This is a genomic window from Algihabitans albus (genome assembly GCF_003572205.1).
Classification (GTDB): Bacteria; Pseudomonadota; Alphaproteobacteria; order Kiloniellales; family DSM-21159; genus Algihabitans; species Algihabitans albus.
This window is the reverse complement of the sequence record NZ_QXNY01000002.1, coordinates 703303-726373: the sequence shown is the minus strand read 5'-3', so window position 1 is coordinate 726373 and position 23071 is coordinate 703303. Positions and strand designations below refer to the sequence as shown.

Genomic DNA, 23071 nt, shown 5'->3' with positions numbered 1-23071 from the left:
CACGAAGCGGTAGAGGCTAGCGCCCTGTACGGCGCCACGGCAACGGGGCAGGGCGGCGACCTTCAGGTGGCCTTGACGCCGTGCTGTCGAAAGATCGGTCTCTGGGTTCGGCTCTGTCGACCGAAGCGCGTCAATCGTTCGCCGGCCCTTGCCAGTTCGGCTTACGCTTGTCGAGAAAGGCCGTCAGGCCTTCCTGACCCTCGGGCGATACGCGCACGCGCGCGATGCGCCGGGCCGTATCGGCGATGACCTCGTCAGAGGCGGGGCGCTCGGCGACGGCGAAGATCAGATCCTTGCACTCGGATACCGCCTGCGGTCCGTTCTTGAGCAAGGTCTCGATCAGGTCGTCGCCGGCGCTTTCCAACGCGTGCGGCGGCACCACCCGATGGACCAGCCCGAGATAGTAGGCCGTCTCGGCCGAAAACTTCTCGGCCGTCAGAAGGTAACGTCGTGCGGCGCGCTGACCGATGGCGGCGATCACGTAAGGACTGATCACGGAAGGGACCAGGCCGAGCTTGACCTCGGTCAAGGCGAAGGAGGCCTCTTCCGACGCGATGGCGATGTCGCAGGCGCAGACCAGTCCGACGCCACCGCCGAAGGCGGGGCCCTGTACCAGGGCAATGGTCGGCTTGCTCAGGAAGTTGAGGGTGCGTAAGAGCTCGGCCAGCGCTTCCGCGTCCTGCAGGTTCTCGGCCTCGCCGTAGCTGGCCATGGCACGCATCCAGTTGAGATCCGCCCCGGCGGAGAAGGATGTACCCTCGGCGGCCAAGGCCACCACGCGCACCCGCTGGTCCTCCTCGAAGCCACGCAGCACCGTGGTCATCTCGGCGATGAACTGGTCGTTGAAGGCGTTGTGCACCTCGGTGCGTGTCAGCGTGAGTCGCGCCACGCCGCGCTCGTCGATGGATTCGAGGAAGAGGGGGTGCTGCATGGAGAAGACCTTCGCTACATCCGGAAGACGCCGAAGCGCGTCTCCGGGATCGGGGCGTTGAGAGACATGGAGAGGCCGAGGGCCAGGGTCATGCGGGTGTCGAGCGGGTCGAGGATCCCGTCGTCCCACAGGCGGGCGCTGGCATAGGTCGGGTGGCCCTGTTGCTCGTACTGTTGGCGGATCGGCGCCTTGAAGGCCTCTTCTTCCTCGGCCGGCCAGTTGCCGCCCTTGGCCTCGATACCGTCGCGCCGCACGGTGGCCAGCACCCCGGCCGCCTGCTCGCCGCCCATCACCGAAATGCGGGCATTGGGCCACATCCAGAGCAGGCGAGGGGAGTAGGCGCGGCCGCACATGCCGTAGTTGCCGGCGCCGAAGCTGCCGCCGAGAATCAGCGTGAACTTCGGCACCTGGGCGCAGGCCACGGCGGTGACCAGCTTGGCGCCGTCCTTGGCGATGCCGCCGGCCTCGTACTTGCGGCCGACCATGAAGCCCGAGATGTTCTGCAGGAAGATCAGCGGAATGCCGCGCTGGCAGCAAAGCTCCACGAAGTGGGCCCCCTTCAGCGCCGACTCGCTGAAGAGGATGCCGTTGTTGGCGACGATGCCGACCGGATAGCCCATCAGGCGGGCGAAACCGCAGACCAGCGAGGTGCCGTAGAGCGGCTTGAACTCGTCCAGCTCGCTGCCGTCGACCAGGCGGGCGATGACCTCGCGCACCTCGAAGGGCCGGCGCAGGTCGGGTGGCACGATGCCGTAGATCTCGGCGGGGTCGTAGAGGGGCTCGCGCGGCTCGGCCAGCTCCAGGCCGTGGCGCTTCGGACGATTGAGATTGGCCACGATGCGCCGGGCGAGGCCGAGCGCGTGGGCGTCGTTCATCGCCATGTGGTCGGTCACGCCGGAGGTGCGGGTATGCACCTCGGCGCCGCCCAGATCCTCGGCGCTGACGACCTCGCCCGTGGCGGCTTTGACCAGCGGCGGCCCACCCAGGAAGATCGTGCCCTGGTTCTTGACGATGATCGACTCGTCGGCCATGGCCGGGACGTAGGCTCCGCCGGCGGTGCAGGACCCCATGACGGCGGCGATCTGCGGGATGCCCTTGGCGGAGAGATTGGCCTGATTGAAGAAGATCCGGCCGAAGTGATCGCGATCCGGAAAGACTTCGTCCTGGCGCGGCAGGTTGGCGCCGCCGGAGTCGACCAGATAGAGGCAGGGCAGGTGATTTTGCTCTGCGATTTCCTGCGCGCGCAGATGTTTCTTGACGGTCAAGGGGTAGTAGGTACCGCCCTTCACCGTGGCGTCGTTGGCCAGGATCATGCACTCGCGGCCCGAAACTCGGCCGACGCCGGCAATCAGGCCGGCGGCCGGTACGTCGTCCTCGTAGACCTGATAGGCCGCGAACTGCGACAGCTCCAGGAAGGGCGAACCGGGGTCGAGCAGGGTGCGCACGCGCTCGCGCGGCAGCAGCTTGCCGCGCCCGATGTGCTTCTCGCGTGCGGCCTCGCCGCCGCCCAGCTTGATGCGGTCGACCAGATCGCGCAGCTCCTGCACCAGGCTGCGCATCGCCTCGGTATTGGCGCGGAACTCCGCGCTGCGGGTATCGATGTTGGATTTGATGACGGTCATCTGTCTGGAGCGGTGAGGGGCCGTAACGGCTTGAGGAACGGGGCGGCTACCATGTCCCCCAAGCCGGTTTCGGGCAAGCCGCTTCTGTGGGCGTTTCTCGGTGCCGCCCAGACGGCCAGGAGATTGGCTGGCGAGGAAATCAGTCCGCCAGGAAGTCGGCGATGGCCTCGCCGGCCTGGGCGATGTTGAAGATGCCGTTCAAATGGCCGAAGGGGCCGGTGACGGTCACCACCTCGGCCTCGTTGCCCTGGGCGCGCAGCTTCTCGGCCCAGCGCTCCGACAGGAAGGGCGGGAAGATCATGTCGCCTTCGGCCGGGACGAAGAGAACCTTGGCCTGAATACGATCGATCTCCTCGGCCACGGAGAAGGTCATGTTGGCCTTCGACATATAGAGGAAGTGATTTGCATCGGTCGTCGTCGCGCGCCCGTCGCCCGAGGCCTGCAGGCCGGCCTCGACCTTGTAGGCCGCGCCGAAGGCCGCCTTCGGATCGCCGCCCTCCTCGGCCGGCGCCCGGCCGAAGGTGGTGTCGGCCCAGTCGAAGTGAAGGGCATTGAGGGTGACGAGTTGCAGGGCGTTGGACAGCCCCTCGACCGGCGGTTCGCCGTCGTAGTAGTCGCCGCCGTTCCAGTTGGGGTCCATCTGGATCGGCATGTTCCACATCTTCAGCAGACCGATCACGTAGGCCGGCATGTCGAGGCCCGGGCTGATGACGGGAATGGCGCGCGGGACCATCTCGGGATAGGCCGCGGCCCATTCCATGGTCTGGACCGAGCCGCCGGAGGCCCCCATCACGGCGTAAAGCGTCTCGATGCCGAGGCTCTCGAGCAGGGCCTTTTGAACCTCGACGAAGTCGCGCATGGAAACGACCGGGAAGTCGAGGCCGTAGGGCTTGCCTGTCGCCGGATCGATGCTGGCCGGGCCGGTGGTGACGACCTTGGGGTCGGCGACGTTCAGGTTGACCAGCGTATCGCTGGAGATGACGTAGAAGCGGTCGGTGTCGATCGGTTTGCCGGGCCCGATGATGGCGTCCCAGTATCCAGGCTGCGCCTGGTCTTCGCTGTACTTGCCTGCGGCATTGGAGGTGCCTGAGAAGAAGTGGCAAATCAGGATAACGTTATCCCGAGCCTCGTTGAGTTCGCCGTAAGCCTCCCAGCCGATGCGCACCTCGGGAAGGGTTTCGCCCTGCTCGGTGACGAAAGTCTCCAGCACGAATTCGCGCTTCTCGACCAGTTGGTCGTAGGCGGTCGCCGGACCGACAACGATCGGGATTGCAGCCAAAATCGCGGCGGCCCCGACAAGGGCGCGCCAAGTTCCGCAGAGTCGCATCTGTTTCCTCCCCGTTTCTCTCTTTCGGTTCGGCCCACAATCCCCAGGACCAGGCCACGTGTCGACGATAGCAGGCCGGCGAGGGCGCCGACATGGCCTTGCGCGGGTTTGGATCGCCCGGGACAGGATCTTGTGACGCCGGGGCCGGGTTGCGCCGATGGCCCGAGGCGATCATCTTCGGAGCCGAACCACGGCGGCCGATGGCTGCCGACATTGATTTCCGGCGACGAGAGCGGGAGTGAAGCATGACCATCGATGTCTATTCCTGGGCCACCCCCAACGGGCACAAGGTGCACATCGCGCTGGAGGAGTTGGGCCTGGACTACAAGGCCCATGCGGTCGACATCGGTCAAGGCGACCAGTTCAAGCCCGACTTCCTGAAGATCAGCCCGAACAACCGCATTCCCGCCATCGTCGATCCGGAGGGTCCCGACGGCCAGCCGATCTCGGTTTTCGAGTCCGGAGCGATCCTGATCTATCTCGCGGAGAAGACCGGCAAGTTGCTGCCCGGGTCCGGTGCCGGGCGCTATGCCGTGCTGCAGTGGCTGATGTGGCAGATGGGCGGGCTCGGTCCGATGCTGGGTCAGGCGCATCACTTCCTGCAGTACGCGCCGGAGGATGTGCCCTACGGCAAGACCCGCTACGCCAACGAATCCCAGCGCCTCTACAACGTGCTGGACAAGCGTCTCGGCGAGGCCCGCTTCCTGGGCGGCGACGACTACTCGATCGCGGATATCGCGGCCTGGCCCTGGACGCGGCGGCCGGACCGTCAGAACGTCGAGACCTCCGATTTGCCCAACTTCAAGCGCTGGTTCGCGGAGATCGAGGCGCGGCCCGCGGTCCAGCGCGGCGTCGAGGTTCTGGCCGGCGTTCGCAAAGAGGGCTTCGACGAGAAGGAGAGGGAGATCCTCTTCGGCTCCGCCCAGCTCGAGCGGCGCTGAGACGCGAGCGCGTGAAAGTGCTGGCCCGTCCGCAGACCTTTGGCCATTCTCGCGCGCCATGAGCCGAAACAACGATCTCAAGCCGGAAACGCTCGCCGCCCAGGCTCTGCATTTCCTCGACGGCGAGACGGGGGCTGTGGTGCCGCCGCTACACCCCTCCACGACCTTCGCCCGCGATGCCGACTATGCGCCACGCGGCGCCTCGACCTATGCGCGCTACGGCGGCCCGGCCGTCGACCAGGTCGAGGCGCTGCTGGCCCGGCTGGAAGGGGCGGAGGCGGCGTTGGTCTTCGCCTCCGGTCTGGCGGCCTCGGCGGCGGTGATCATGGCTTTGAAGCCGGGCGACCGCATCGTTTGTCACGCCCACATCTACTGGGGATTCCGTGAGTGGCTGGAGGACTTCTGCCCGCGCTTCGGGCTGGAGCTGCGGCTGATCGACATGACGGAGACCGCCCAACTCGATGATGCGCTGGCTGGCGGCGCGGCCTTGGTTTGGACGGAAACGCCGAGCAATCCGCTCTGGGAAGTCATCGACATCGCCGCCATCGCCGAGAAGGCTCATAAAGCCGGGGCGCGGCTGGCGGTCGACAGCACGGCGGCCACCCCGGTGCTGCAACGCCCCCTGGAACTGGGGGCCGACATCGTTATGCACTCGGCGACCAAGTATCTGAATGGCCACAGCGACGTCCTGGCCGGCGCGCTGGCTGTCAAAAGGACCGATGAGTTCTGGCAGCGGATCCGCTTCAACCGGACGGGTGTGGGCGCCATGCTCGGCGCCTTCGAGGCCTGGCTGTTGCTGCGCGGTCTGCGCACGCTCTATCTCAGGGTACGTCATGCCAGCGCGACGGCGCTGCACCTGGCCAGCCGGCTCCAGCGGCATCCCAAGGTGCTGCAGGTGCTCTATCCCGGATTGCCCGATCATCCGGGGCACGAGATTGCCTGCCGGCAGATGGAAGGCGGCTTCGGCGGCATGCTCTCCCTGCGCGTCGCGGGGGGACTGGCCGGAGGGTTGAGCGTGGTGAAGACGACCCGCGTCTTCGTGCCGGCCACCTCTCTCGGCGGTGTCGAGAGCCTGATCGAGCATCGCAAGACGATCGAGGGCGAAGCCTCGATCCTGCCCGACGATCTGCTGCGCCTGTCGGTCGGCATCGAGCATCCCGAGGATTTGCTGGCCGACTTGCAACAGGCGCTCGACCAACTCGCGCTCAAGGAAGGAACCGCCGCGGAATGACCATTCAGCTCTATACCTGGGGAACGCCGAACGGACGCAAGATCTCGATCGCTCTGGAGGAACTGGAGCTGCCTTACGAGGTCCATGCGATCAACATCACGAAGGACGAGCAGTTCGCTCCGGCCTTTCTCAAGATCAGTCCGAACAACAAGATTCCGGCCATTGTCGACCCGGAGGGCCCGGACGGCCGCGAGATGGCGCTCTTCGAGACCGGTGCGATTCTGCTGTATCTCGCCGGAAAGACGGGGAAGCTGCTGCCGGACGATCCTCGCGAGCACTGGGCGGCGCAGCAGTGGCTGATGTGGCAGATGGGCGGCTTCGGGCCCATGCTCGGCCAGGCGCATCACTTCCTGCGTTTCGCGCCGGAGGACGTGCCCTACGCCAAGACCCGCTATTCGAACGAAACCCGCCGGCTATACGGCGTGCTCGACAAGCGGCTGGGGGAGGTGCCCTACCTGGCCGGAGACAGCTATTCGGTGGCGGACATCGCCACCTACCCCTGGGCGGCGCGGCATCCCTGGCAGCAGATCGAGCTGGAGGAGTTCCCCCAGGTCAAACGCTGGTACGACGAGCTGACCGCGCGCCCGGCCGTCGAACGCGGCATGGCGGTTCCCGCCTGACGGGACGGCCTCGCGGCGGTCGCCGTGTGGAATGCCACGAGGCGATGCTTAGAGGGCGGCCCGCCGCTCGACGAGGCGGGGACGGCCGCGCCGGCGCTGCGCGACCTGCGGCAGAGGCTCGACGGTTTCGCCGACAGGGTCGCCGCGCCCCGCCAGGGTCATCAGTTCGCCGCGGGCTTGCTGCAGGCGCGTCAGTTCGCGTGCGTCGTCGCGATCCCACACCTCCATGCAACTCAGCCTGATCTCGACGAGATCGATCAAGGTGTCCAAGCTCTGCGTGGAAATAGTCATGCTCCGTACCCTCTCATCCCTCCGGGCCGTGGCTCCCCCCGCGCAACTCCGACACCTTTTGAGAGGGTCGGCTCCCGCGCTCCGCGCCACGGCGTTTGACGGGGCAAGGTTGTGTCGCATTTGGATAAAAAAGGATGAACCTGGCGAGCTTGATTTGAGCTTTTACAGGGCCTCGTGCCATTTTCCCGAAAAACGATTGCCGGATACTTTTTACACGCACTATAGATTGTTGAGGTCGGGAGTGTCCGGGGCGGCAATACATCCGCAGGCCAAGCTGATGCGCGCCGGCAAGCCGGCCCTCATGCCCGCCGCCTCCGGACCGAAGACTTCCGGCCGCTACGGCTGCGAACCGCGAGCCCGCGCAAGCGGCGCGTCGTTGACAAGCCGAGTTCGGCGCAGCTAGAACCAGCATCCGCATACGTCGTGGAAAACCGCCACTCGTACTGCGGAGGGGTGGCCGAGTGGCTGAAGGCGACGGTTTGCTAAACCGTTATACGGGTAACACTGTATCGAGGGTTCGAATCCCTTCCCCTCCGCCATTATCTTCGATCAAAAAATAAGTCAATTAAATCAACGAATTTCCAGCGTTGTGGCTCGTTGATCCCCACACGATTCCCCCACACGTTCCAGTCTTTGGTTAGCCGCGCCACCCGCATATAGTTTGCAGCCACGCGATACCGAACCTGCGTGTTCTGCTCGATCCGCGCCTTGAACTGCCCGTGGGGCGTGACGGCCTTCTGGGCGAGAAGCTCCTGCCCAGCTCGGCGGGCCTCCAGGAGCATTCCCTTGGCGTGGTTCTCATTTTTGAAGGGAAGGGGGGTAGGTATGCAGAATGCACAGCGTAGGAGATGCATAGCTTCAGGCTAGAAGTCCGAGTCCTCTTCTTCGGGCAAGAAGGGGTCAGGCACCTCGCGAAGCTCCCAGAGTACCTCAGGAAGTTTCCTCCCGAAGTACACCTCGAACGCCTTCGCTGTGACCTCCGGGTTGTTCGCTAGTTTTGTCCCGAACGCCCTAGCCATTCTATCTGCCCAGTCGTTAGCCAGCGCCTCTAAGGCTTCTTCTCGTTCATCGTCGGTCATGGGCGCGAACTCCTGCTTTCGGGCTGCCGCACGCGCGGCGTACCATGCGGAGTAGTTCTTGGCGTCGTCCCCAAGCGCCGAAGCAGCGCGTCTCATAGTTGCTACCAACCCGTCTGAGACACCGGCTGCCTCCCGAGTTTGTCTCTTTGAATACCTGCCCAACAGGATCAGCCTCCAGGCGTAGTCTTGTCGGTCTCTGGTGGTCATTGGGAGCTTCGCTTTGCTGTTCGCCCGCCCTGCCTCTAGCACGGCCTCTTGCAGGCTCCCCTTGAATGACCGCACGGGGACAGGCTGAGTGAACTTCTCTTGGAGGTACGCGGCGTGGCGGTGGTGCCCGTCAATGAGGACGGGTTCGTCACCAACCCAGATCACCGTGAGGGCGTCTAGGACACCCGTGTTTCGCAGCGACCGCCGCAGTTCGCTTACGTGTCTCTCCTCGATCTCGCGGGGTTGAAAGAGGCGGGGGTAAAGGGATATCGCCTTGACCGGCAGCCTGTCGGGCAGGGGTGAACCTGCGGGCGATGCCGCTGCTGCCTTTCGTTCAAGTTCGGCTTGGATGGCTGCAGGTTCGAACGTGTCGTTGTTGGTCACCCTGCGGCCCTCATTAGCTCGCCAAGCTCTCGCTGTGCCCATTCGTCGGGCTGCTTCACAGCGACTTCCTCAAGGTGATCTTGGAGCAGCCTGAATGCGCGCCGTGTAACGACCGTCGTTGAGACTGGCCTCCCGAGGGCCTCTGTGTAGGTCGCCTGGAGGCTCGCTAAGATCGCTGAGTGTCTGGGTGACAGGAATATCCGTATCGCGCGCCGCCGCTCGGCAACGGGCTTCTTGATCGCGAGGAGGGTCATGGCGTGGAGTTCCTTTCCGCACGTGGTTGGGCTGTTGCCACACGAGTGCGTCATGTCTGCAAAATGAAACGGGGCCGCCCTCTATGTGAGAGACGACCCCGCTAAACGGGATAGAGACGGGCGCGCTGTCGGCTCCGATGCCTAGGCGTCTGACTGCGTCAGAAGTCTGAGAACTGATAGATGTTTATGAATACTGGTGTATGTACTCCATCGCTCTCGACACTCCGTCGCGCTGGGGCGTCTGACCGCATCTGGGCAGTAGAGGCTAGGCTCTTCCTATAGGGCAACTTAATCACCCAGCGCCTCAGACATTCCTATAGAGGAACCTATTTCCCCCTGACTTCCCCCAACCTGCGCAGCGTGTACCAGTTGTCCCAGGTCACTTCCCATTTTTCCTTCCCCCGCGACGGGTCAATGAAGACCTGCCCAACTTGCGGTATGCGCAGGAAGAGGCCTCCCGAACCGGGCGCGTCCGTCTCCAGGATGAATTTGTCATTCAGGCCTTTAATCAGCATAGCTTCACACTCCAGGTGGCTGTTGAGCATAAGAGGCCAGACCTCGCGGCGGGGGCTTGTTGGCCGCTATGCTGGCATGCGACACCTTTCGGGATATCGTCCCCTCGGTGTCTGCCTGGAGTGGACTCCGCGCCGTCACGCGTGTCCAGTATATTCTACTATGCGCAAGTGGGTAATAAGCGTGCGTCCGCTTAGCGCGGGCAGTACCCTGGCAAAGGCAGCCTCTTCCCCGCGACCGTCTCCAGGTGGGCGTATCGGCCCCCCGAGTACCGCAGACAATCCCGCCCTAAGCCGGCAGCGATCACCTCTGCGGAGATATCCCGATCATTGAGGAAGCAGTCGCCTATCTCTCGGTCATAGTTGCGCCGTCCTTCGAGAACGCAACGAACCCGCTTACCTGCTACGAGGCTCACCATGAAGGCCTTGGCCTCCTGTCCTCCCGGCTGGTCCATCTCGGGGGCATGAAGACCGCTGAGCCGCACCGCAGTGCCTTCCACCTCGATGGTATCGCCGTCGCGTACCCGAGTTACCGCGCCTTCGAGTTCGGCAGTCGGGTCACCCCTGTGTGTAACAGCAGCGTGTTCGTCAAAGAGGTCAGGGATGTGAGTTACCGTTGCTCCAGCAAGCGCTGCCACGATCACAATGAGGACGAACCGGCGTCTTGGGCGGTGCATACGCCTTCTGCCGTTTTCCAACTTCATTGTCTTCCACATGGCGCGCTCCTCCACCATTGATCGGCGCACGGGGGTACTCTGCTGTTGGTAACTATCCAGCGCCTAGGGGCCGCAATCGCACTCTCGCCAGAACTACGCTTTGTCCAACACTCGGTAGACGCTGGCGCGGCCTATCCCCAGGCGGTTGGCAATCTCCGTAGCCCCTAGCCCCTCTGCCTTCATACGGCTGACCTCGGCTGGGTTGATCTTCGGCTTGCGCCCTTTGTAGACCCCCTTTGCCTTCGCCCGCTCAATGCCCTCCATCTGTCGTTCGCGCCTTAGGTTCGTCTCGAACTCAGCGAAGACCCCGAGCATGTCCAGGAAAGCCTTGCCGGCTGCGCTCCCTGTGTCGATGGGCTGCTCGGTGGCTTGGAGGTTGGCTCCGCGTTTCCTCAGCTCCCGGACTATGTCTTGTAGGTCGCCTATGCTCCGCGCCAGCCTGTCTACGCGGGTTACCACCAGTGTGTCGCCTTCTCTCAGGAACTCCATAAGGGTTGCCAGTTCCGAGCGACCTGCGCGGCTAGTGCCGCTTACTTTCTCCTGCCGGATCACGTCGCACCCGTGGGCCTCCAGCGCTGCTGTTTGGGTAGAGAGGTCTTGGTCGGTAGTCGATACCCGAGCGTATCCGTAGACAGCCATTCTGGCCTCCAAGTGTCTCGTATGGGTCTTAACCCTGAAGACGTACTGTCTTGGAATGCCGATGTCAATCCTATCGAGACACCAAAAGCTTAGCTCCGGCTGTCTCGCTCATGTGTCTCGTTGAGGTATAGCTTAGAGAGACGCAGAGGTTGTCTGATAGCTTCCCGCCTCAGCAAATACTAAGGTGTATAAGGCACTGTGTTAGAGGAGTTGAAATGGTGACTAGCCTGAAAGACTTCGTTCGCAGCGCGATATTAGAGGTTGTTGGGGGGCTGACTGAAGCGCAACACGCTCTCCAGTCGCCTGAGGCAGGTTCTTCGTATCCGGTCCAAGTTGTGCCCAACTGGCGGAATGTGCGGGGTGCTAATCAAGCTGTTGCATTCGACTTCGATACCGGTCAGCCAATCGACATGGTTGAATTCGATATCGCAGTGACAACTGGCGACACTACCCACGCTGGTGGCGGCGCCGGTATTCAAGTTGTGGGGATCAAGTTGGGCGGTGAAGCCGGCCAGCGGGTCGAGCAGGCTTCGACAAGTAGGGTAAAGTTTAAAGTTCCTGTGGCGTGGCCAACCAATCAATCGGTTAAATCCCAGCCGGGGCCTTACAGAGCCGATACCGATTACAATCCGTATGCTAAGACAGAGTGATAAGGCTGTGCAGCTCTACACTCCAGCCGGCTTGTTTGCTGGTGGCCAAAGTGCCGCATGGCTGTTGCTGCGCGCTACTCAAGCTTGACCCGAGTTCGAACTCGTATGAGAGAAGCCCCCCCTTTACCGGGGGGAAATCGTCCCGTCCCCCTACATAACAGCCGATCAGAAATGCGCCGCGAAAATCCGCGGGTCTCTGCCTGGGATTTCCTCCCGATCACTCCGGTTTTCAGGAGGCTCTGAGCGGCCTCAGAACAGGCCTTGGCACATGCACGGCTATTGCGGTGGACGTAGGTTCACTCCCGAAGGCGGGCTATTGTAGGCGTTCTGCAGCGCTTTCGTCCGTCAGCCCTCAAAGTTGCTTCTGTGCCTTCGTTCGGCTACTATTGCGCGTGTTCAAAAGAGGGGGATGTGCCCGTGCTGGGGGCGCTTACCGAGCTGTTCGGAGGGGTGTTCGCCGTCGTCGTTAAGGTGGGCGGTACGCTGTTCTTCATTGCGGCTGTGCTCTTGGCACTAGAGAAGGCCACGCAGCTCGCTGAGATCGGAATACTCCGTTGGCGCTGGGACAAAGCTGATCGCCTTAGACGTGACCGATCTAACAGAGGATCTTAGGTGGGCAACAGCGCGTCTCTCACGGGACCAAACCTACGTGCGGTAGCTGCTCTGGCCTTGACCTGGAGTGTTCCAGGAAGACAGCGGCAACGCCGCAGCAGGACGGCCTAGCGTCCCAACGCGCTGCTTCGGCGCTTATCCAGTCGGGTGCGCGATCCCCTAGCACTCACCTACGGTCTCTTCGGTTTCCCGAACCCCGTTGTTAGCACAGACAGCGCGTTCACTGGACCACAGCCATGGCACGACCGTGGCGTTCTCTCTTTGCACCTAGCCCTGGCCCCTACAGGGACGCCTCACGCCGGGTGCCATCCACCGCGCCGCGAGACCGGGGAAAAGAAAACAGCTTCGAAAAACAAAGCAGCCCCTTCCTACCCCCTTTTGTTGAGGCCTACTCGATATGGGTGGTATCGCCTTCAAGCGCAACCTTTAGACACAAGATTTTGTGATCTAGTGCCCGTGCGCCGCATCGTCGTGTTGTTAAGTTGGGTAGCTCAATTTCTCGATGGCCGCCCTAAGCACCTCCAAGCGGCTCCCCCCAGAGTAAACACCGTAGGTCATCGACGGCTTGTCATGCCCGAGGATGTCCGCTGTGACGTTCTCTGTTATCCCCGCGTTCTCCAGTTCCGTTGTCACCGTCTTGCGGATGGAGTGGAAGACGTGCCGCTTGCTGTGCCCTAGGTCGTCCTTAAGCCGGCCGAACCGTTTCCCAACGGCGGCAGAGCGCTCGCCGTGCTTGGTCTTCTTGAGTCCTGGCAGAATGTAGTCGTCGGCGCCGTTCGCGGCGGCCTTCAACCTGCTTAGCGTCAGTGCGAGCTTCGAGTGGATAGGGACCTTGCGCCACCCTGCGGGCGTCTTTGCGTCCACCACCTCGAAGTGGTCCGCGTGAACCTGTCCTGCAGTGAGGCTGCATAGCTCTTCGATCCGGCAGCCTGTCCACATCCCTAACCGGATCAAGTCTGCCAGCGTTCCGTCCTGGCGTTCCTCTGCCGCTCTCAGTAGCGCCACGACCTCTGCAGGCGTAAAGGGCAGCCACCGCCCGTGCCGTCCGCCGCTACCTGCCTTAGTGTTCTTCACCAATGCGCGAAAGGGATCAGCGTCTCCCGATACCAGCCCATAGTCCTGGAGGTAACTCCAGTAGCCCCGACAAGGCGCGAGTACGCGCTGTACTGTCTTCCGACTTAGCCCGCCACTGCCCATCAGCTCCTTGTTGACCCAGGTTATCAACTCCCGGCGTGTCACGTCTTGGAGATAGGTAAACCGTCTGGAAAGCCTCTGGAGGTCGCTGCGGTACATTGATCGTTGCCGAGGTCTTAGGTCGGTCTTGGTCGCTAGCCACTCCTCCAGGCGTTCATCAGTGCGAACTAGCCGCCCGAACGCCACGTCTGCGAAGCGCTTCGCCTGGCTGTGCTCTGGTAGCTGCTGAAAGCGCGGGTCGCGGTCATCTTCGATGCCGGCCCGTGCGGCAGCGGGATAAGTGATCCGCTCTGCTGCGTCGGCAATCTGGTCGTCAATGATCTCCCGCTCGTGGTCGCTGGTAGCCGTCTCCCGGAGCCGCCTCCAATAGTTCGCGTCCCGCGCCAGCGCGTCTCCTGACTGCGATCTTGCCCGCTCGATCTCGCCGCGCCAGCGGGCCTCTAGGATACCTGCACGGCGCTGTGCTTCTGCTTTGCTCTCAGTCGCTAGGCTCTGACAGAAGCGCTTGCGGCCGTCGAAGGCGGGGCGCACACTCTCCGGTATCTCGTGGATGGCATACCACTTCCGCCGCCGCTTCTCCAGGTACATAGCGAGGGTTTCCCACACGTTTCCCCCATACGCTATGCCCAAAAATGCTTGGAATTCAAGGAGTTTATGGGATTTTGAGTGCTGGGTCGGAGCCTCCCTTCCCCTCCGCCATTCATCAATTGATCTCCTTGTATTTCAATGGGTTGCCGCTCAGATTGTCTAACCTTTTTGCAGGGTTAGACACTTCGTGTTCCAGAAGCGTGCGCATCGTCGCTTCGCGACGCCCTCCGCGGCGGTGGGTTGGCCGCCCGGTGCCCGGTCGGGCGCTTGACCTCTTCGGGTTCGAACTTAAACCCTCTCTCGGCCATTCGCCGCCGAACGCGCGACATCCCGCTATGACATTTGACGACCGCTATAGGGAACAAAGCACCCGCTGACGGGCAGGCTCAAACGAACGATCTTGACCTGATGAAAGGTATTGCGCGGGTTGGAACCTTGTATAACCCACAGCACGAAGCGAATGCTGAGGAATTGGAAGCCCACACATGCCGACGAGCGAGCCCGAGACAACAAAACCCTCAGCGCGATGGCGCGCCGATGCGATCAAGGAATATCGCTGTAAAAACCTTATAGCGGTGATCGAAAACCCGAAAGACATTAAAAACATTGGAACCGTTATACGGAACGTCAATGCGCTGGGTGTTGAGAAAACCTACGTTATCGATCCACGCAAAGCGCTGGCGAACGATTGGCAGGATATGAGGGAAAAAAGGAGTTCTCTCAGCAAGGTATCCGTTTCGGCGGTGAAATGGAGCTTTGTGAAGCGCTTCGATAGTACAGAAGAGTGTATCGCCCATCTTCGCAAGAATCGGTTTGCATCGATCGTCACATCACCTCATGTAAGGGGAAAGAAGAACGCTGTGCTGGACGAGACGGATTTCACAACACACGCCAAGCTTGCAGTATGGTTCGGAAGCGAAAATCAGGGCATTAGCGACGTAGCGGCAGAAAACGCCGAACTGTGTGTGAGTATTCCGATGTTCGGAATGATCGAAAGCCTAAATCTTGGGACGACTTCAGGGATAGTGCTCTACGAAGTGACGAAACAGCGTAGGGCCTACCAGCGTTTATACCGAAAGAGGAATAAACGAGTGCCGGTTTTGAGGTCTGCTGATACCCAAAAAAAGAAAGATAATGCTGGTTGATCAGTCTTTGAACGATTGGCGTCGCCTCAATCCAGACGCCGCGAGACCTGAGATCATTCATGACGTCCGCTTTGGGCTCAAAGCCCTCGTAAGGGACGTGCGATTGAAAAGCTCACCATCCGCGTCCTGGTGTAGTGCAGCAGCGGAAAGCCGGGAAGGATTGGGCTATGTTTCGTATCGTCGAGTTACGTTGTCGTAGCGCTATAGCGAAAACGTAGTTCGCATTTTCGTCGCGCATGCGCCGCCATTTGCCACCGATTATTATGCGACAGTCTACGACGCCGATTTAGCGAGCGCCTTGCGGACAGAGTGGGCATTGCAAATGAGAGTCTCAAACGGGAGGGGTCTGTCTTGATTCAGAATGATCATTCTGTTACTGTCCTTCCATGCCGAGAAAAGCCTCGTTCACCGCCGATGCGTTGACCGGCAAGGCCCTGCAGCAGTTCTGGCTGCAGGGGTATCATGCAACATCGATGGATGACCTTGTCGAGGCGACAGCGGTCAGCCGCCACGGCATCTATTCAACCTTCGGAGGCAAGAAGAAGCTCTTCCTTGCTTGCTTCGACCGATATCGAGAGGCCGTTGTCTCTCCGGCGTTCAACTGTGTCGAAGGTCCGGATGCGGACCTCGCCACCATTGCGGCCTATTTTGAATTCCAGATTTCACGCGGCGAAGCGGCAGGGCTGCCCGGTCCGGGCTGCTTCGTCGCCAATTCCGCGACCGAGGTTGCCCCTCACGATACCGACACAATGGCGAAGGTCGCCGAACACAATGACCGGCTGCGGCGGGGTTTCAGGAACGCCATCGCCCGTGCATACGCAAAGAGTGGATCAGCCGGCGACGCCGATGTGACCGAGCTGGCGGATGTCTGCGTGATCTTCACCAACGGACTTTGGTCGATGTCGCGCACCGTTACGGACGCCAACGATCTTCGGCGCGCGGTGAAGGCCTTCCTCGCAGTCTTGAGAGGCACGCTGACATGACATCGCTGGAAACGGGCATCGCCGCCCTTGCCGTATGGGCCTCTCGCATGCGCACGCGAAAGGGCCGGTCATGAGCAGATACCTGTCCGCATTCGGTCCGGTTGAGGGACTTGAGGGGCTGTTCAGCGCCCAAAAGGACGCTCTGCGCTGCACTGCGATCAGGCTGGTCTGGGGAGATCTGTGCCTGTACAGCCCGGTTCTGGGTCTTGGCGACGCGGCGCTTGAAAGCCTGCAGGCGCTCGGCGAGGTGACGTACCTGCTGGCACCCAATCACTATCACCACAAGGGTCTCGACGAATACCGCGAAGCATTTCCCACTGCTAAAGTGTGCTGCACAGCCGCCGCGAAAACCAGGCTGGAGAAACAAACCGGGTTATCGTTTGAGGCCGTGCATGAGGCGGCTCCGGCCTTTCCCGGCAATACCTGCTTAGTCGAACCCAGAGGTTTGAAGACGGGAGAAATCTGGATCCGGGCGCACAGAGGTGAACAGCTTGTCTGGATTGTGACGGATGCGTTCTGCGGTACGAAAGGGTCCCTCGGCGCAGTCGTCGACCGCCCGCAACTGCTGAGTACGTTTCCGAGCTTCGGTATAGCGGATCGAGAGGCCTATCGGGACTGGCTGTCGGAGGAAATCGCGAACAGACCGCCCACAATGATCGTTCCATGTCATGGCTCAGTCGTAGCGGGCCAGACTATCGCTTCCGATGTCTTGAAGCTCCTCCAGGATCTGGGCTGACGAGCCTGGATCGCAATCGACTTTGCGTTGGGTTCGAAGCCGCCGTTAGGGGCAAGCTTTGGGGAGGACACCAACTGCATCCGGGTATGGTCGGCTCGCGCTCCATCTCGCGGAACGGGGCAACACGGCGCGTCGGGGGGTGTCTTATCGTGGTTCGACAGCGAAAACACAGTTCGCTTTTTCATCGCGCGGGGCCCGCCATTTGCCGCTATTTACACGACGGAACACGACGCCTCCGAAAGCGACCGCTTTACAAGCAAAGCGGACATGTCCTGACAAGTCGGTCGCCATGTGTTACGCGGCTCTATGCGCAGCTCCTACGATACGATCGGCGTCAATTACGCTGATCTCCGGAAACCCGACTCCCGGATTGAGAGGCTGATCGGACGAGCTCTGGGCTCCGCAAAAACCGTCCTGAATGTCGGGGCTGGAACGGGGTCCTATGAGCCCGCCGAGCGGCAAGTCACGGCGATCGAGCCTTCGGCGGAAATGATCCGGCAGCGCGCTGTCTCTGCCGCTCCCGCTGTTCAGGGCTATGCGGAAGATCTGCCCTTCGAAGACAGTTCTTTCGATGCGTCGATGGCGATCCTGACGGTCCACCATTGGGCCAACAAAGAGAAAGGCCTCAAGGAAATGCGTCGCGTGACGCGGGGCCCGGTCGTCGTATTGACATACGACCCTGCGCACCGGGGGTTCTGGCTTGCGGACTACATTCCGGAGCTCGTGGCCTTGGACGAGGCGCGAATGCCAAGAATAACGGATTATCAGAAATGGCTTGGGCCGTTGGAGATTTCGACCGTTCCAATTCCGCGTGACTGCACCGACGGCTTCCTCTGCGCCTATTGGCGGCGGCCTGCGGCCTATCTCGATCCCGGAGTTCGGGCCGCCATGTCGTCCTTTTGGGCGCTGGGCAACATATCCGAAAAGTTGCAAAAGCTCGCGAGCGACCTGGATAGCGGCGCATGGGCGCAGCGGTATTCCGAGCTGCTCAACCTCGATGCCTGCGATCTTGGCTACCGCCTTGTCACGACGGAGTGACATGCTCTCTGGAGCGAGCGTTTAACGCGACTCAAAGGCCCGCCTATGAGCTCGATTCGGCCGTTGGGCGATCCCGAAGTTCTGGTTTGCGGTTTCATTTGGCATGGTCCTGGACCGCACAATCGGGTTGCCGGTTGGGCGCGCCCTTCTTGCGCTGGAGCGTCGTCGCGGATGAGCGACCGCGCCGGTGCGCGCCGTGATCCAGTCGGTGATCTGCGCGAGGGCGCCGCGGGCATAGGCGGATCGACCCTCCCACAGAAACCGAAGGGTGGTGTGCCATGGCCATTCGCTGGTCAATTGGCTGTTGTAGGGAGACTCTTTCAGCAAGCCGTGTGTCGCCCGGGGAACAATAACGATCCGATTTGCGGGATGACCTCCGGCAAGCAGGCCGCGATAGATTGCTGCGTTGCTTTCCGCGTCTACGTTGAGGTCCTCCTGCCCCCAGATCGCGAGTGTGGGGATCTTGAGACGGCCTAGATAGGCTTGTGAATCTTCCTCTCGGTTTCGCTGGATGAACGCCCAGCGGGCCCGGCCCATCTCGGCCGGGACCACATCGGGGTCGAACCGGGCATCCCGCCCGAAGACACGCTCATTCTCAAGAGCGGCGCCGGCAAGCGATCTTGCGATCTCGGCCGCGTCGGCGCCCGCCCGGCTCAGCCGGATTCGGGTGTAGTAGGTGCCCTGATCGCGCCAGGACACGGCGGGGCCGACGAGGGCGATAAAGTCCGCTTCTTCGGAAGAAAGACGAGGCAGAACCCAGCCCGCTTGCGAAAATCCCAGCGCCCCGCGAGGGATGCCCTCCATGCGTCGGGCGAGGGCGTCGAGCGCGCCGCTCGTCTCGACCGCCCGATCCTCCATCGATTGATCCAGCCAGGCGCCCTCCGACCCGCCGATCCCGGGCTTGTCCCAAGACGCCACCGCAAGGCCGGCATCGAGAAGCGCATTGATGAGGGGCGCGTAGCCCCCCGCCGCGATTCTGTCCTGGGGTCCGTCCCCGTGGACGAGTGCTACGGCGGCAATCGCGCGATCCTCTGGCAGCCAGAGCGTTCCGGCCAAACGGGCATCGTTTGCCTCGAATGCGAAGCTTTCGTGTGTCCGCCGGTCGAGATCGTGATCTTCGAGACGCCAGAGCAAAATCCCCGTGGCAATCAGAAGGCACGCGCCGCAGAAAACTAGGATTCGCCACCGGGTCATGTGTGTCGCTGCTCTACCATACCTGTCCGTCTCAAAACGATAGGGACGTACCAGGATGGGCGCGAAACCCCGACGGCCAAACTTTCAAGAGTGAACCTGGCGTGTGGGCTGAGCAACGAAAGAACGCTGCTCGCAGGGAGAGATTGTATCCCGAGAGTTCGACGATCCGCCGGGCTATTGGCATAAGGCGCTTGCATTTATACAGAGTTTTCGACCGCAGCCACGCGATCAGGGCTGTTTCGTGCTGCAGTAGGCTCCTCGATGTTTGTGGGCTTCAAGACGTCAAGTCAGGCGGCCGGACTCATGTCGTGAAAGAGCTCAAATCGGTCATAGAACGATAGCAAAGAGATCGCGTGGACGTTCGTCCGGCATATCCGGCTGCTTCTGCTCATTTATCTCTTATTTCCAGGGCCTTGCAAGTTATCCCATCCCACCGTTTGGTGGGGTTGGTGTCGACTGCCCGGCACGTAGAGAAGAGCTCACAGAGTTGCGGGCGGCAGCGGCCCTCCCAATATCGATATCCGAGTCTCCAGATGCGAACCGCCGCCGAGGCGCAACCGGGAGGACGGTATGACTGCCGCGCTGATCTCTCCAGCAGACCTTCAGTCGAAGATTGGCTCGAACATCACGATCATCGACACGCGTGATCGCGAGTCTTATGCCGCCGGCCACATCGCCGGCGCCGTCAATCTGCACGACATCTTCACCTATCTTTCGACATCGACACCCGACGGGATGAAGGAGCTGACCGACAAGTTTGCAGCCATCTTCGCCGATGCGGGTCTCGACGGAACCAGGACCGCGGTCATCTACGAGCAGTCGATGGACACGGGCTTTGGCCAATCCTGTCGCGGTTACTTTCTCCTGAAGTATCTTGGGTATCCGTTGGTCGAGGTCTTGCACGGTGGGCTCAGCGCCTGGGAAAGCGCGGGGTTGCCACTCACCAGCGAGGTGCCGAACCTCGATCCAGCCGGGTTCGCCGCCGACCCGGAAGCCGCTGAAATCATGCTGACGACCGATGACGTGAGAGCCGCGCTCGGCGATGAACGTATCGCGCTCTTGGATGTTCGCGATGTCGATGAGTGGATCGGGGAAAGCTCGTCGCCCTACGGCAAGGATTTCTGTCCACGCAAGGGACGAATTCCGGGCGCGCGCTGGCTGGAATGGTATCGCATGATGAAACCGACGGCCGACGGTGTGATCTTCAAAAGCCGGAATGAAATACTGGCCGAGTGCGCGACAGTCGGCATCGACCGCGACATGTCCGTCTATCTCTACTGCTTCAAGGGAGCCCGCGCGTCCAATACCTACCTCGCATTGAAAGAAGCGGGTTTCGAGGATGTTCGAGTCTATTTCGGCTCATGGAACGAGTGGTCGCGCGACCCAGAACTGCCGATCGAGGAAGGCTTTCCGTTCAAGACCTAGAGTCTGCTTCTTGTGATCTTAGGAAGCCGCTTCGCGGTTCCGCCAATCGCAGGAAGCGGACTCTGGGTTCGGTGTTTGATCCCGGGTTTCGATGGGGCAGTCTTTTTACAGGCCTGGACGCAGGCGCTATGGGCTGGGAACTGCGCTCCGGCAGAGAGCAGTCGGGGACCGGGCCGCAGACGAAGATCGCAGAGGCCCAAAAGGCGGGGAGTCCGCGCCTGATCACGCTCTAAAGAGCGGCGGAGGTGCGGAGCTATGGCGAAGAGAAGGTTCGCTTCCTGCCGTCTGACGTGCCCTTCGCCATATCATCCTTTTTCCGGTGGCACCGCATGACCGAGGAGCAGCTTCGTAAATAGGATCGGCACGAACCATTCAAGGCCGGGCGTGGGACCAACGGCGTAGAGGGCCGCGGCGAAGGCGATCAAATACAGCGTCACGGCGGCTGGGCGCTTCAGGAGGTCGGGGATGCTCAAGACGGTTAAGGCTGAGACGAGAAGCCAGCCGCCTATGAAGATCATGAACCGCCAGTCGAATTCCGGTCCCCGGAACATCCAGGCGACAAGTGCGATGTGCAGCAGATGCAGACCGATGAAGGTCAAATGGTCTTTCGCCGTTCGGCCGCTTCGGTGATACCAGCGTTTCGTGGTGTCGGTCATGTTACAGACGGCACCACCGATAACGTCGAAGGCAATCACGGCTCCCACGACGACCTGCACCAAGCCCATACCGAGGGATGCGAGATAGACGGCCACCAATAGAGCGCTCGTGAAGCTTGTTCCCATCACAAGCAGGTTTTCGCCGACCGTCATGCCCGGCCCGACCAGGCGATCCCATGATCCGAGCAGCCCGGCGCGCGGAGCTGGAAGCAGTCGCGACATTTCCGATCCTTCGTTCTAGCCGGAGATCCGACGATGCAATACCAGCCGGCCAGCGATTTTTCCACACCCTGCGGTGGCGGCTTCCAGAACGTCCTGGTGTGGATTTTCTCTAAGCCGGTTGGGGTGGCGATCCCTTGACGGCGTCGGCTCTCTGTCCCTGGCTTTGCGACAGGACAAGGCTGAATCTTCTCACTGCTTGAAGCAATGCTCGCGGTGCCATTGCAGGAAGGCCGGATGCGGGCGTGCGGAGGCTTGCGCAGGTGGTATCGCCCGGCCGCTCGGGTTGATCAGCATCCGCACGGCTTCCTGATCGTTGGCCTGTCGGGAGATCAGGATGTCGAGGTCGTCGGATAGGCCGATCAGGCCACGGTCGAACATCCAATGCACGGTGCCCGAGAGAGAGATGCCGTTGTTGATGCTGTCGGGACCCTGGGCATGGACAGGTCGAATATGGGCGGCGGCGACCTCCGCCCGTGCGCCGCCGTTGATCAGCTTCAGCCCGCTGACGGCGCAGCGTTCCTGATAGGCGCGTAGGACGCTGCGGCGGAAGATCCGGTCGCGAACCGGGCGCGAGGCGAAGTAGCTGACGCGATCGCGGGCCTGCTCGTAGTCGAAAAGCGCGGGTTCCTCCTGAAGGCCCCCGGTTGGCGCGGTTTCGTCCAGGCGTGGAAGAAAAGCGTCCTCCTCGTTCAGACCGAGGGCGACGATCCGGTTGAAATCGTTCGCCGAGAGGGGACGCACAGCCGCCTGGGCGCGGCCCGAGATCCGTCCTTGCGGGTTCAAAAGGCCACGTTCGACGAGGCCGCCCGCACCGCTGAAGGGAACGGGATTGGCGAAGTCGAGATAGCTTCCGGGTTCGATCAGCGCGAGGTATCTGTCCGACCTCTTGGGATCGGGAACGATCTGCTCAAGCTTGGCCATGGCGAAGTAGCCGCGCGTTCCGGGGACTTTTCGCGGCTCGAGGTAGACGATCCAATCCCCGAGGCAGGCCTCGACACGGTTGAGGTACTGCGGAGGAAACTGATAGCGCTCCGACGGGCGGTCGTCGTAGATCGAATCCGAGCGATGAATGAAGACTCCGAACCCCATGCAACCCTAATAGCGTGCTTCCGGGCAGGAAGCACGCGAACAGCTTGCCTGTTCGGTCAGGCCGCCTTCGGGCGATGACCGGACTGCGGGCTCCCGATAGGTCTGCCGGGTGCAGCGGCGACAGGTTTCCTCGGAGGTTAAAGCCATGACCACGCGCGCGATCGTGCCGCCGGAGTTTCGGGCGGCGTCGGAGCACCTGAAGATGTCACCGGCCATCCTGTCCGGGAACCACCTGTTCTTGACTGGCGTAACCGGGAGTGATTCGCGCGGCCACATGCCGGAAGATCCGGAGACTCAGATGCGGAGCGCCTTCGACAAGATAGCAACGGTCCTGCGTGAGACGGGCCTGACATCCCAGGCGATCGTCGAGATGACGAGCTATCATGTCGGTTTGCGCGGTCACTTCGAGCTCTTCGATTCGATCCGCCTCGAATATCTCCGGGATCCTTACCCGGCTTGGACGGCGGTTGAGGTCGCCGGCCTGAGACGCCAGGGTGCGATTGTCGAGATCCGTGCGATTGCGACCACTAGTCCTTTCGGTTGAGTCGACCTGCTCAGGACGCGAACGAGGCCAGCCGCGAAAGCGGCGAAACGGGCCGCACCCTGGCTCGCGACGGCCCGGTCGAACTCTCAACAATCCATCGCTGCAAATCAGTCGCCTGGCGCCGAGCGCTTGAGATAGGCTGGAGCCGACACCCTGTACCGCGTTGGCGGCGATGGCGCCGGCTACGGGATTTCTTGTGACGGTCCTACGTCACGGCAGTCTTGGAGGCCTTCATCTTGGA

The 23071-nt window shown here is 61.8% G+C and carries 24 protein-coding genes and 1 tRNA gene; 11 read left to right on the top strand and 14 right to left on the bottom strand.

Annotated features, from left to right (window positions below):
• Positions 1-130 precede the first annotated feature (130 nt).
• The 3 genes from DBZ32_RS05045 to DBZ32_RS05035 form a co-directional block, all read right to left on the bottom strand.
• The gene (locus DBZ32_RS05045) at positions 131-931 is read right to left on the bottom strand and encodes an enoyl-CoA hydratase/isomerase family protein (RefSeq protein ID WP_119165983.1); all 801 of its coding nucleotides are present in this window, start codon (positions 929-931) and stop codon (positions 131-133) included.
• Positions 932-945: 14 nt separating this feature from the next.
• Positions 946-2553 carry a carboxyl transferase domain-containing protein gene (locus DBZ32_RS05040; RefSeq protein WP_119165982.1) on the bottom strand — a complete coding sequence of 536 codons (1608 nt, stop codon included), beginning with the start codon at positions 2551-2553 and terminating at the stop codon, positions 946-948.
• A gap of 139 nt (positions 2554-2692) precedes the next feature.
• On the bottom strand, positions 2693-3880 hold the full coding sequence (locus DBZ32_RS05035; protein WP_119165981.1) for an E22 family MetX-like putative esterase: 1188 nt from the start codon (positions 3878-3880) through the stop codon (positions 2693-2695).
• Between the two features lie 245 nt (positions 3881-4125).
• Between DBZ32_RS05035 and DBZ32_RS05030 the strand changes: the two genes are divergently transcribed.
• Genes DBZ32_RS05030 through DBZ32_RS05020 form a run of 3 tightly spaced genes read left to right on the top strand, consistent with a single transcriptional unit; the run spans position 4126 to position 6672 of the window.
• A complete protein-coding gene (locus DBZ32_RS05030; protein WP_119165980.1) occupies positions 4126-4821 on the top strand; it encodes a glutathione S-transferase N-terminal domain-containing protein in 696 nt (231 codons plus the stop codon).
• A 58-nt stretch (positions 4822-4879) separates the two neighbouring features.
• Positions 4880-6052 (top strand): trans-sulfuration enzyme family protein, encoded by a 1173-nt coding sequence (locus DBZ32_RS05025; RefSeq protein WP_119165979.1) that lies wholly within the window; start codon positions 4880-4882, stop codon positions 6050-6052.
• A complete protein-coding gene (locus DBZ32_RS05020; RefSeq protein WP_119165978.1) occupies positions 6049-6672 on the top strand; it encodes a glutathione S-transferase family protein in 624 nt (207 codons plus the stop codon). The genes DBZ32_RS05025 and DBZ32_RS05020 overlap by 4 nt, the downstream gene beginning before the upstream one ends.
• Positions 6673-6720: 48 nt before the next feature.
• Here DBZ32_RS05020 and DBZ32_RS05015 read toward each other — a convergent pair whose 3' ends face one another.
• The gene (locus tag DBZ32_RS05015) at positions 6721-6963 is read right to left on the bottom strand and encodes a hypothetical protein (protein ID WP_119165977.1); all 243 of its coding nucleotides are present in this window, start codon (positions 6961-6963) and stop codon (positions 6721-6723) included.
• 447 nt (positions 6964-7410) lie between these two features.
• Here DBZ32_RS05015 and DBZ32_RS05010 point away from each other — a divergent pair.
• Positions 7411-7502, top strand: a tRNA-Ser gene (locus DBZ32_RS05010).
• Here DBZ32_RS05010 and DBZ32_RS05005 read toward each other — a convergent pair.
• From DBZ32_RS05005 to DBZ32_RS04980, 6 genes are all read right to left on the bottom strand, one after another.
• Entirely contained in the window at positions 7503-7745 is a 243-nt protein-coding gene (locus DBZ32_RS05005) for a hypothetical protein (protein WP_119165976.1), read from the bottom strand.
• 81 nt (positions 7746-7826) lie between these two features.
• Positions 7827-8633, bottom strand: a complete 807-nt coding sequence (locus DBZ32_RS05000; protein ID WP_162906570.1) for a ParB/RepB/Spo0J family partition protein — start codon at positions 8631-8633, stop codon at positions 7827-7829.
• The gene (locus DBZ32_RS04995; protein WP_119165974.1) at positions 8630-8887 is read right to left on the bottom strand and encodes a hypothetical protein; all 258 of its coding nucleotides are present in this window, start codon (positions 8885-8887) and stop codon (positions 8630-8632) included. The genes DBZ32_RS05000 and DBZ32_RS04995 overlap by 4 nt, the downstream gene beginning before the upstream one ends.
• A 326-nt stretch (positions 8888-9213) precedes the next feature.
• Positions 9214-9402, bottom strand: coding sequence for a hypothetical protein (locus DBZ32_RS04990; RefSeq protein WP_162906569.1), 189 nt, complete (start codon positions 9400-9402; stop codon positions 9214-9216).
• A 191-nt stretch (positions 9403-9593) separates the two neighbouring features.
• A complete protein-coding gene (locus DBZ32_RS04985) occupies positions 9594-10115 on the bottom strand; it encodes a thermonuclease family protein (RefSeq protein WP_208539101.1) in 522 nt (173 codons plus the stop codon).
• Positions 10116-10208: 93 nt separating this feature from the next.
• Positions 10209-10754 (bottom strand): recombinase family protein, encoded by a 546-nt coding sequence (locus tag DBZ32_RS04980; protein WP_119165972.1) that lies wholly within the window; start codon positions 10752-10754, stop codon positions 10209-10211.
• A 215-nt stretch (positions 10755-10969) separates the two neighbouring features.
• Between DBZ32_RS04980 and DBZ32_RS22005 the strand changes: the two genes are divergently transcribed.
• Positions 10970-11404, top strand: coding sequence for a hypothetical protein (locus DBZ32_RS22005; protein ID WP_162906568.1), 435 nt, complete (start codon positions 10970-10972; stop codon positions 11402-11404).
• Between the two features lie 1089 nt (positions 11405-12493).
• Here DBZ32_RS22005 and DBZ32_RS04970 read toward each other — a convergent pair.
• The gene (locus DBZ32_RS04970; RefSeq protein WP_119165970.1) at positions 12494-13798 is read right to left on the bottom strand and encodes a tyrosine-type recombinase/integrase; all 1305 of its coding nucleotides are present in this window, start codon (positions 13796-13798) and stop codon (positions 12494-12496) included.
• 485 nt (positions 13799-14283) lie between these two features.
• Between DBZ32_RS04970 and DBZ32_RS04965 the strand changes: the two genes are divergently transcribed.
• The 4 genes from DBZ32_RS04965 to DBZ32_RS04950 all read left to right on the top strand — a co-directional run bounded on the left by DBZ32_RS04965 (position 14284) and on the right by DBZ32_RS04950 (position 17700).
• Positions 14284-14943: a TrmH family RNA methyltransferase gene (locus DBZ32_RS04965; protein ID WP_119165969.1), complete on the top strand. Its 660-nt coding sequence runs from the start codon at positions 14284-14286 to the stop codon at positions 14941-14943.
• A gap of 386 nt (positions 14944-15329) precedes the next feature.
• Positions 15330-15926, top strand: coding sequence for a TetR/AcrR family transcriptional regulator (locus DBZ32_RS04960; RefSeq protein WP_119165968.1), 597 nt, complete (start codon positions 15330-15332; stop codon positions 15924-15926).
• A gap of 70 nt (positions 15927-15996) precedes the next feature.
• On the top strand, positions 15997-16662 hold the full coding sequence (locus DBZ32_RS04955) for a hypothetical protein (protein ID WP_119166362.1): 666 nt from the start codon (positions 15997-15999) through the stop codon (positions 16660-16662).
• A 306-nt stretch (positions 16663-16968) separates the two neighbouring features.
• Positions 16969-17700, top strand: a complete 732-nt coding sequence (locus tag DBZ32_RS04950) for a class I SAM-dependent methyltransferase (RefSeq protein WP_119165967.1) — start codon at positions 16969-16971, stop codon at positions 17698-17700.
• Positions 17701-17721: 21 nt separating this feature from the next.
• On the opposite strand, the gene DBZ32_RS04945 is transcribed toward DBZ32_RS04950, so the two are convergent.
• Complete coding sequence (locus DBZ32_RS04945) at positions 17722-18894, bottom strand: alpha/beta hydrolase (protein WP_119165966.1); 1173 nt, start codon at positions 18892-18894, stop codon at positions 17722-17724.
• 570 nt (positions 18895-19464) lie between these two features.
• Between DBZ32_RS04945 and DBZ32_RS04940 the strand changes: the two genes are divergently transcribed.
• A complete protein-coding gene (locus tag DBZ32_RS04940; protein WP_119165965.1) occupies positions 19465-20319 on the top strand; it encodes a sulfurtransferase in 855 nt (284 codons plus the stop codon).
• 305 nt (positions 20320-20624) lie between these two features.
• Here DBZ32_RS04940 and DBZ32_RS04935 read toward each other — a convergent pair whose 3' ends face one another.
• Positions 20625-21128 carry a hypothetical protein gene (locus DBZ32_RS04935; protein ID WP_162906567.1) on the bottom strand — a complete coding sequence of 168 codons (504 nt, stop codon included), beginning with the start codon at positions 21126-21128 and terminating at the stop codon, positions 20625-20627.
• A 258-nt stretch (positions 21129-21386) separates the two neighbouring features.
• Positions 21387-22286 (bottom strand): HNH endonuclease, encoded by a 900-nt coding sequence (locus DBZ32_RS04930; protein ID WP_119165963.1) that lies wholly within the window; start codon positions 22284-22286, stop codon positions 21387-21389.
• A gap of 145 nt (positions 22287-22431) precedes the next feature.
• Between DBZ32_RS04930 and DBZ32_RS04925 the strand changes: the two genes are divergently transcribed.
• A complete protein-coding gene (locus DBZ32_RS04925) occupies positions 22432-22830 on the top strand; it encodes a RidA family protein (protein ID WP_119165962.1) in 399 nt (132 codons plus the stop codon).
• The last annotated feature ends 241 nt before the right edge of the window (positions 22831-23071 follow it).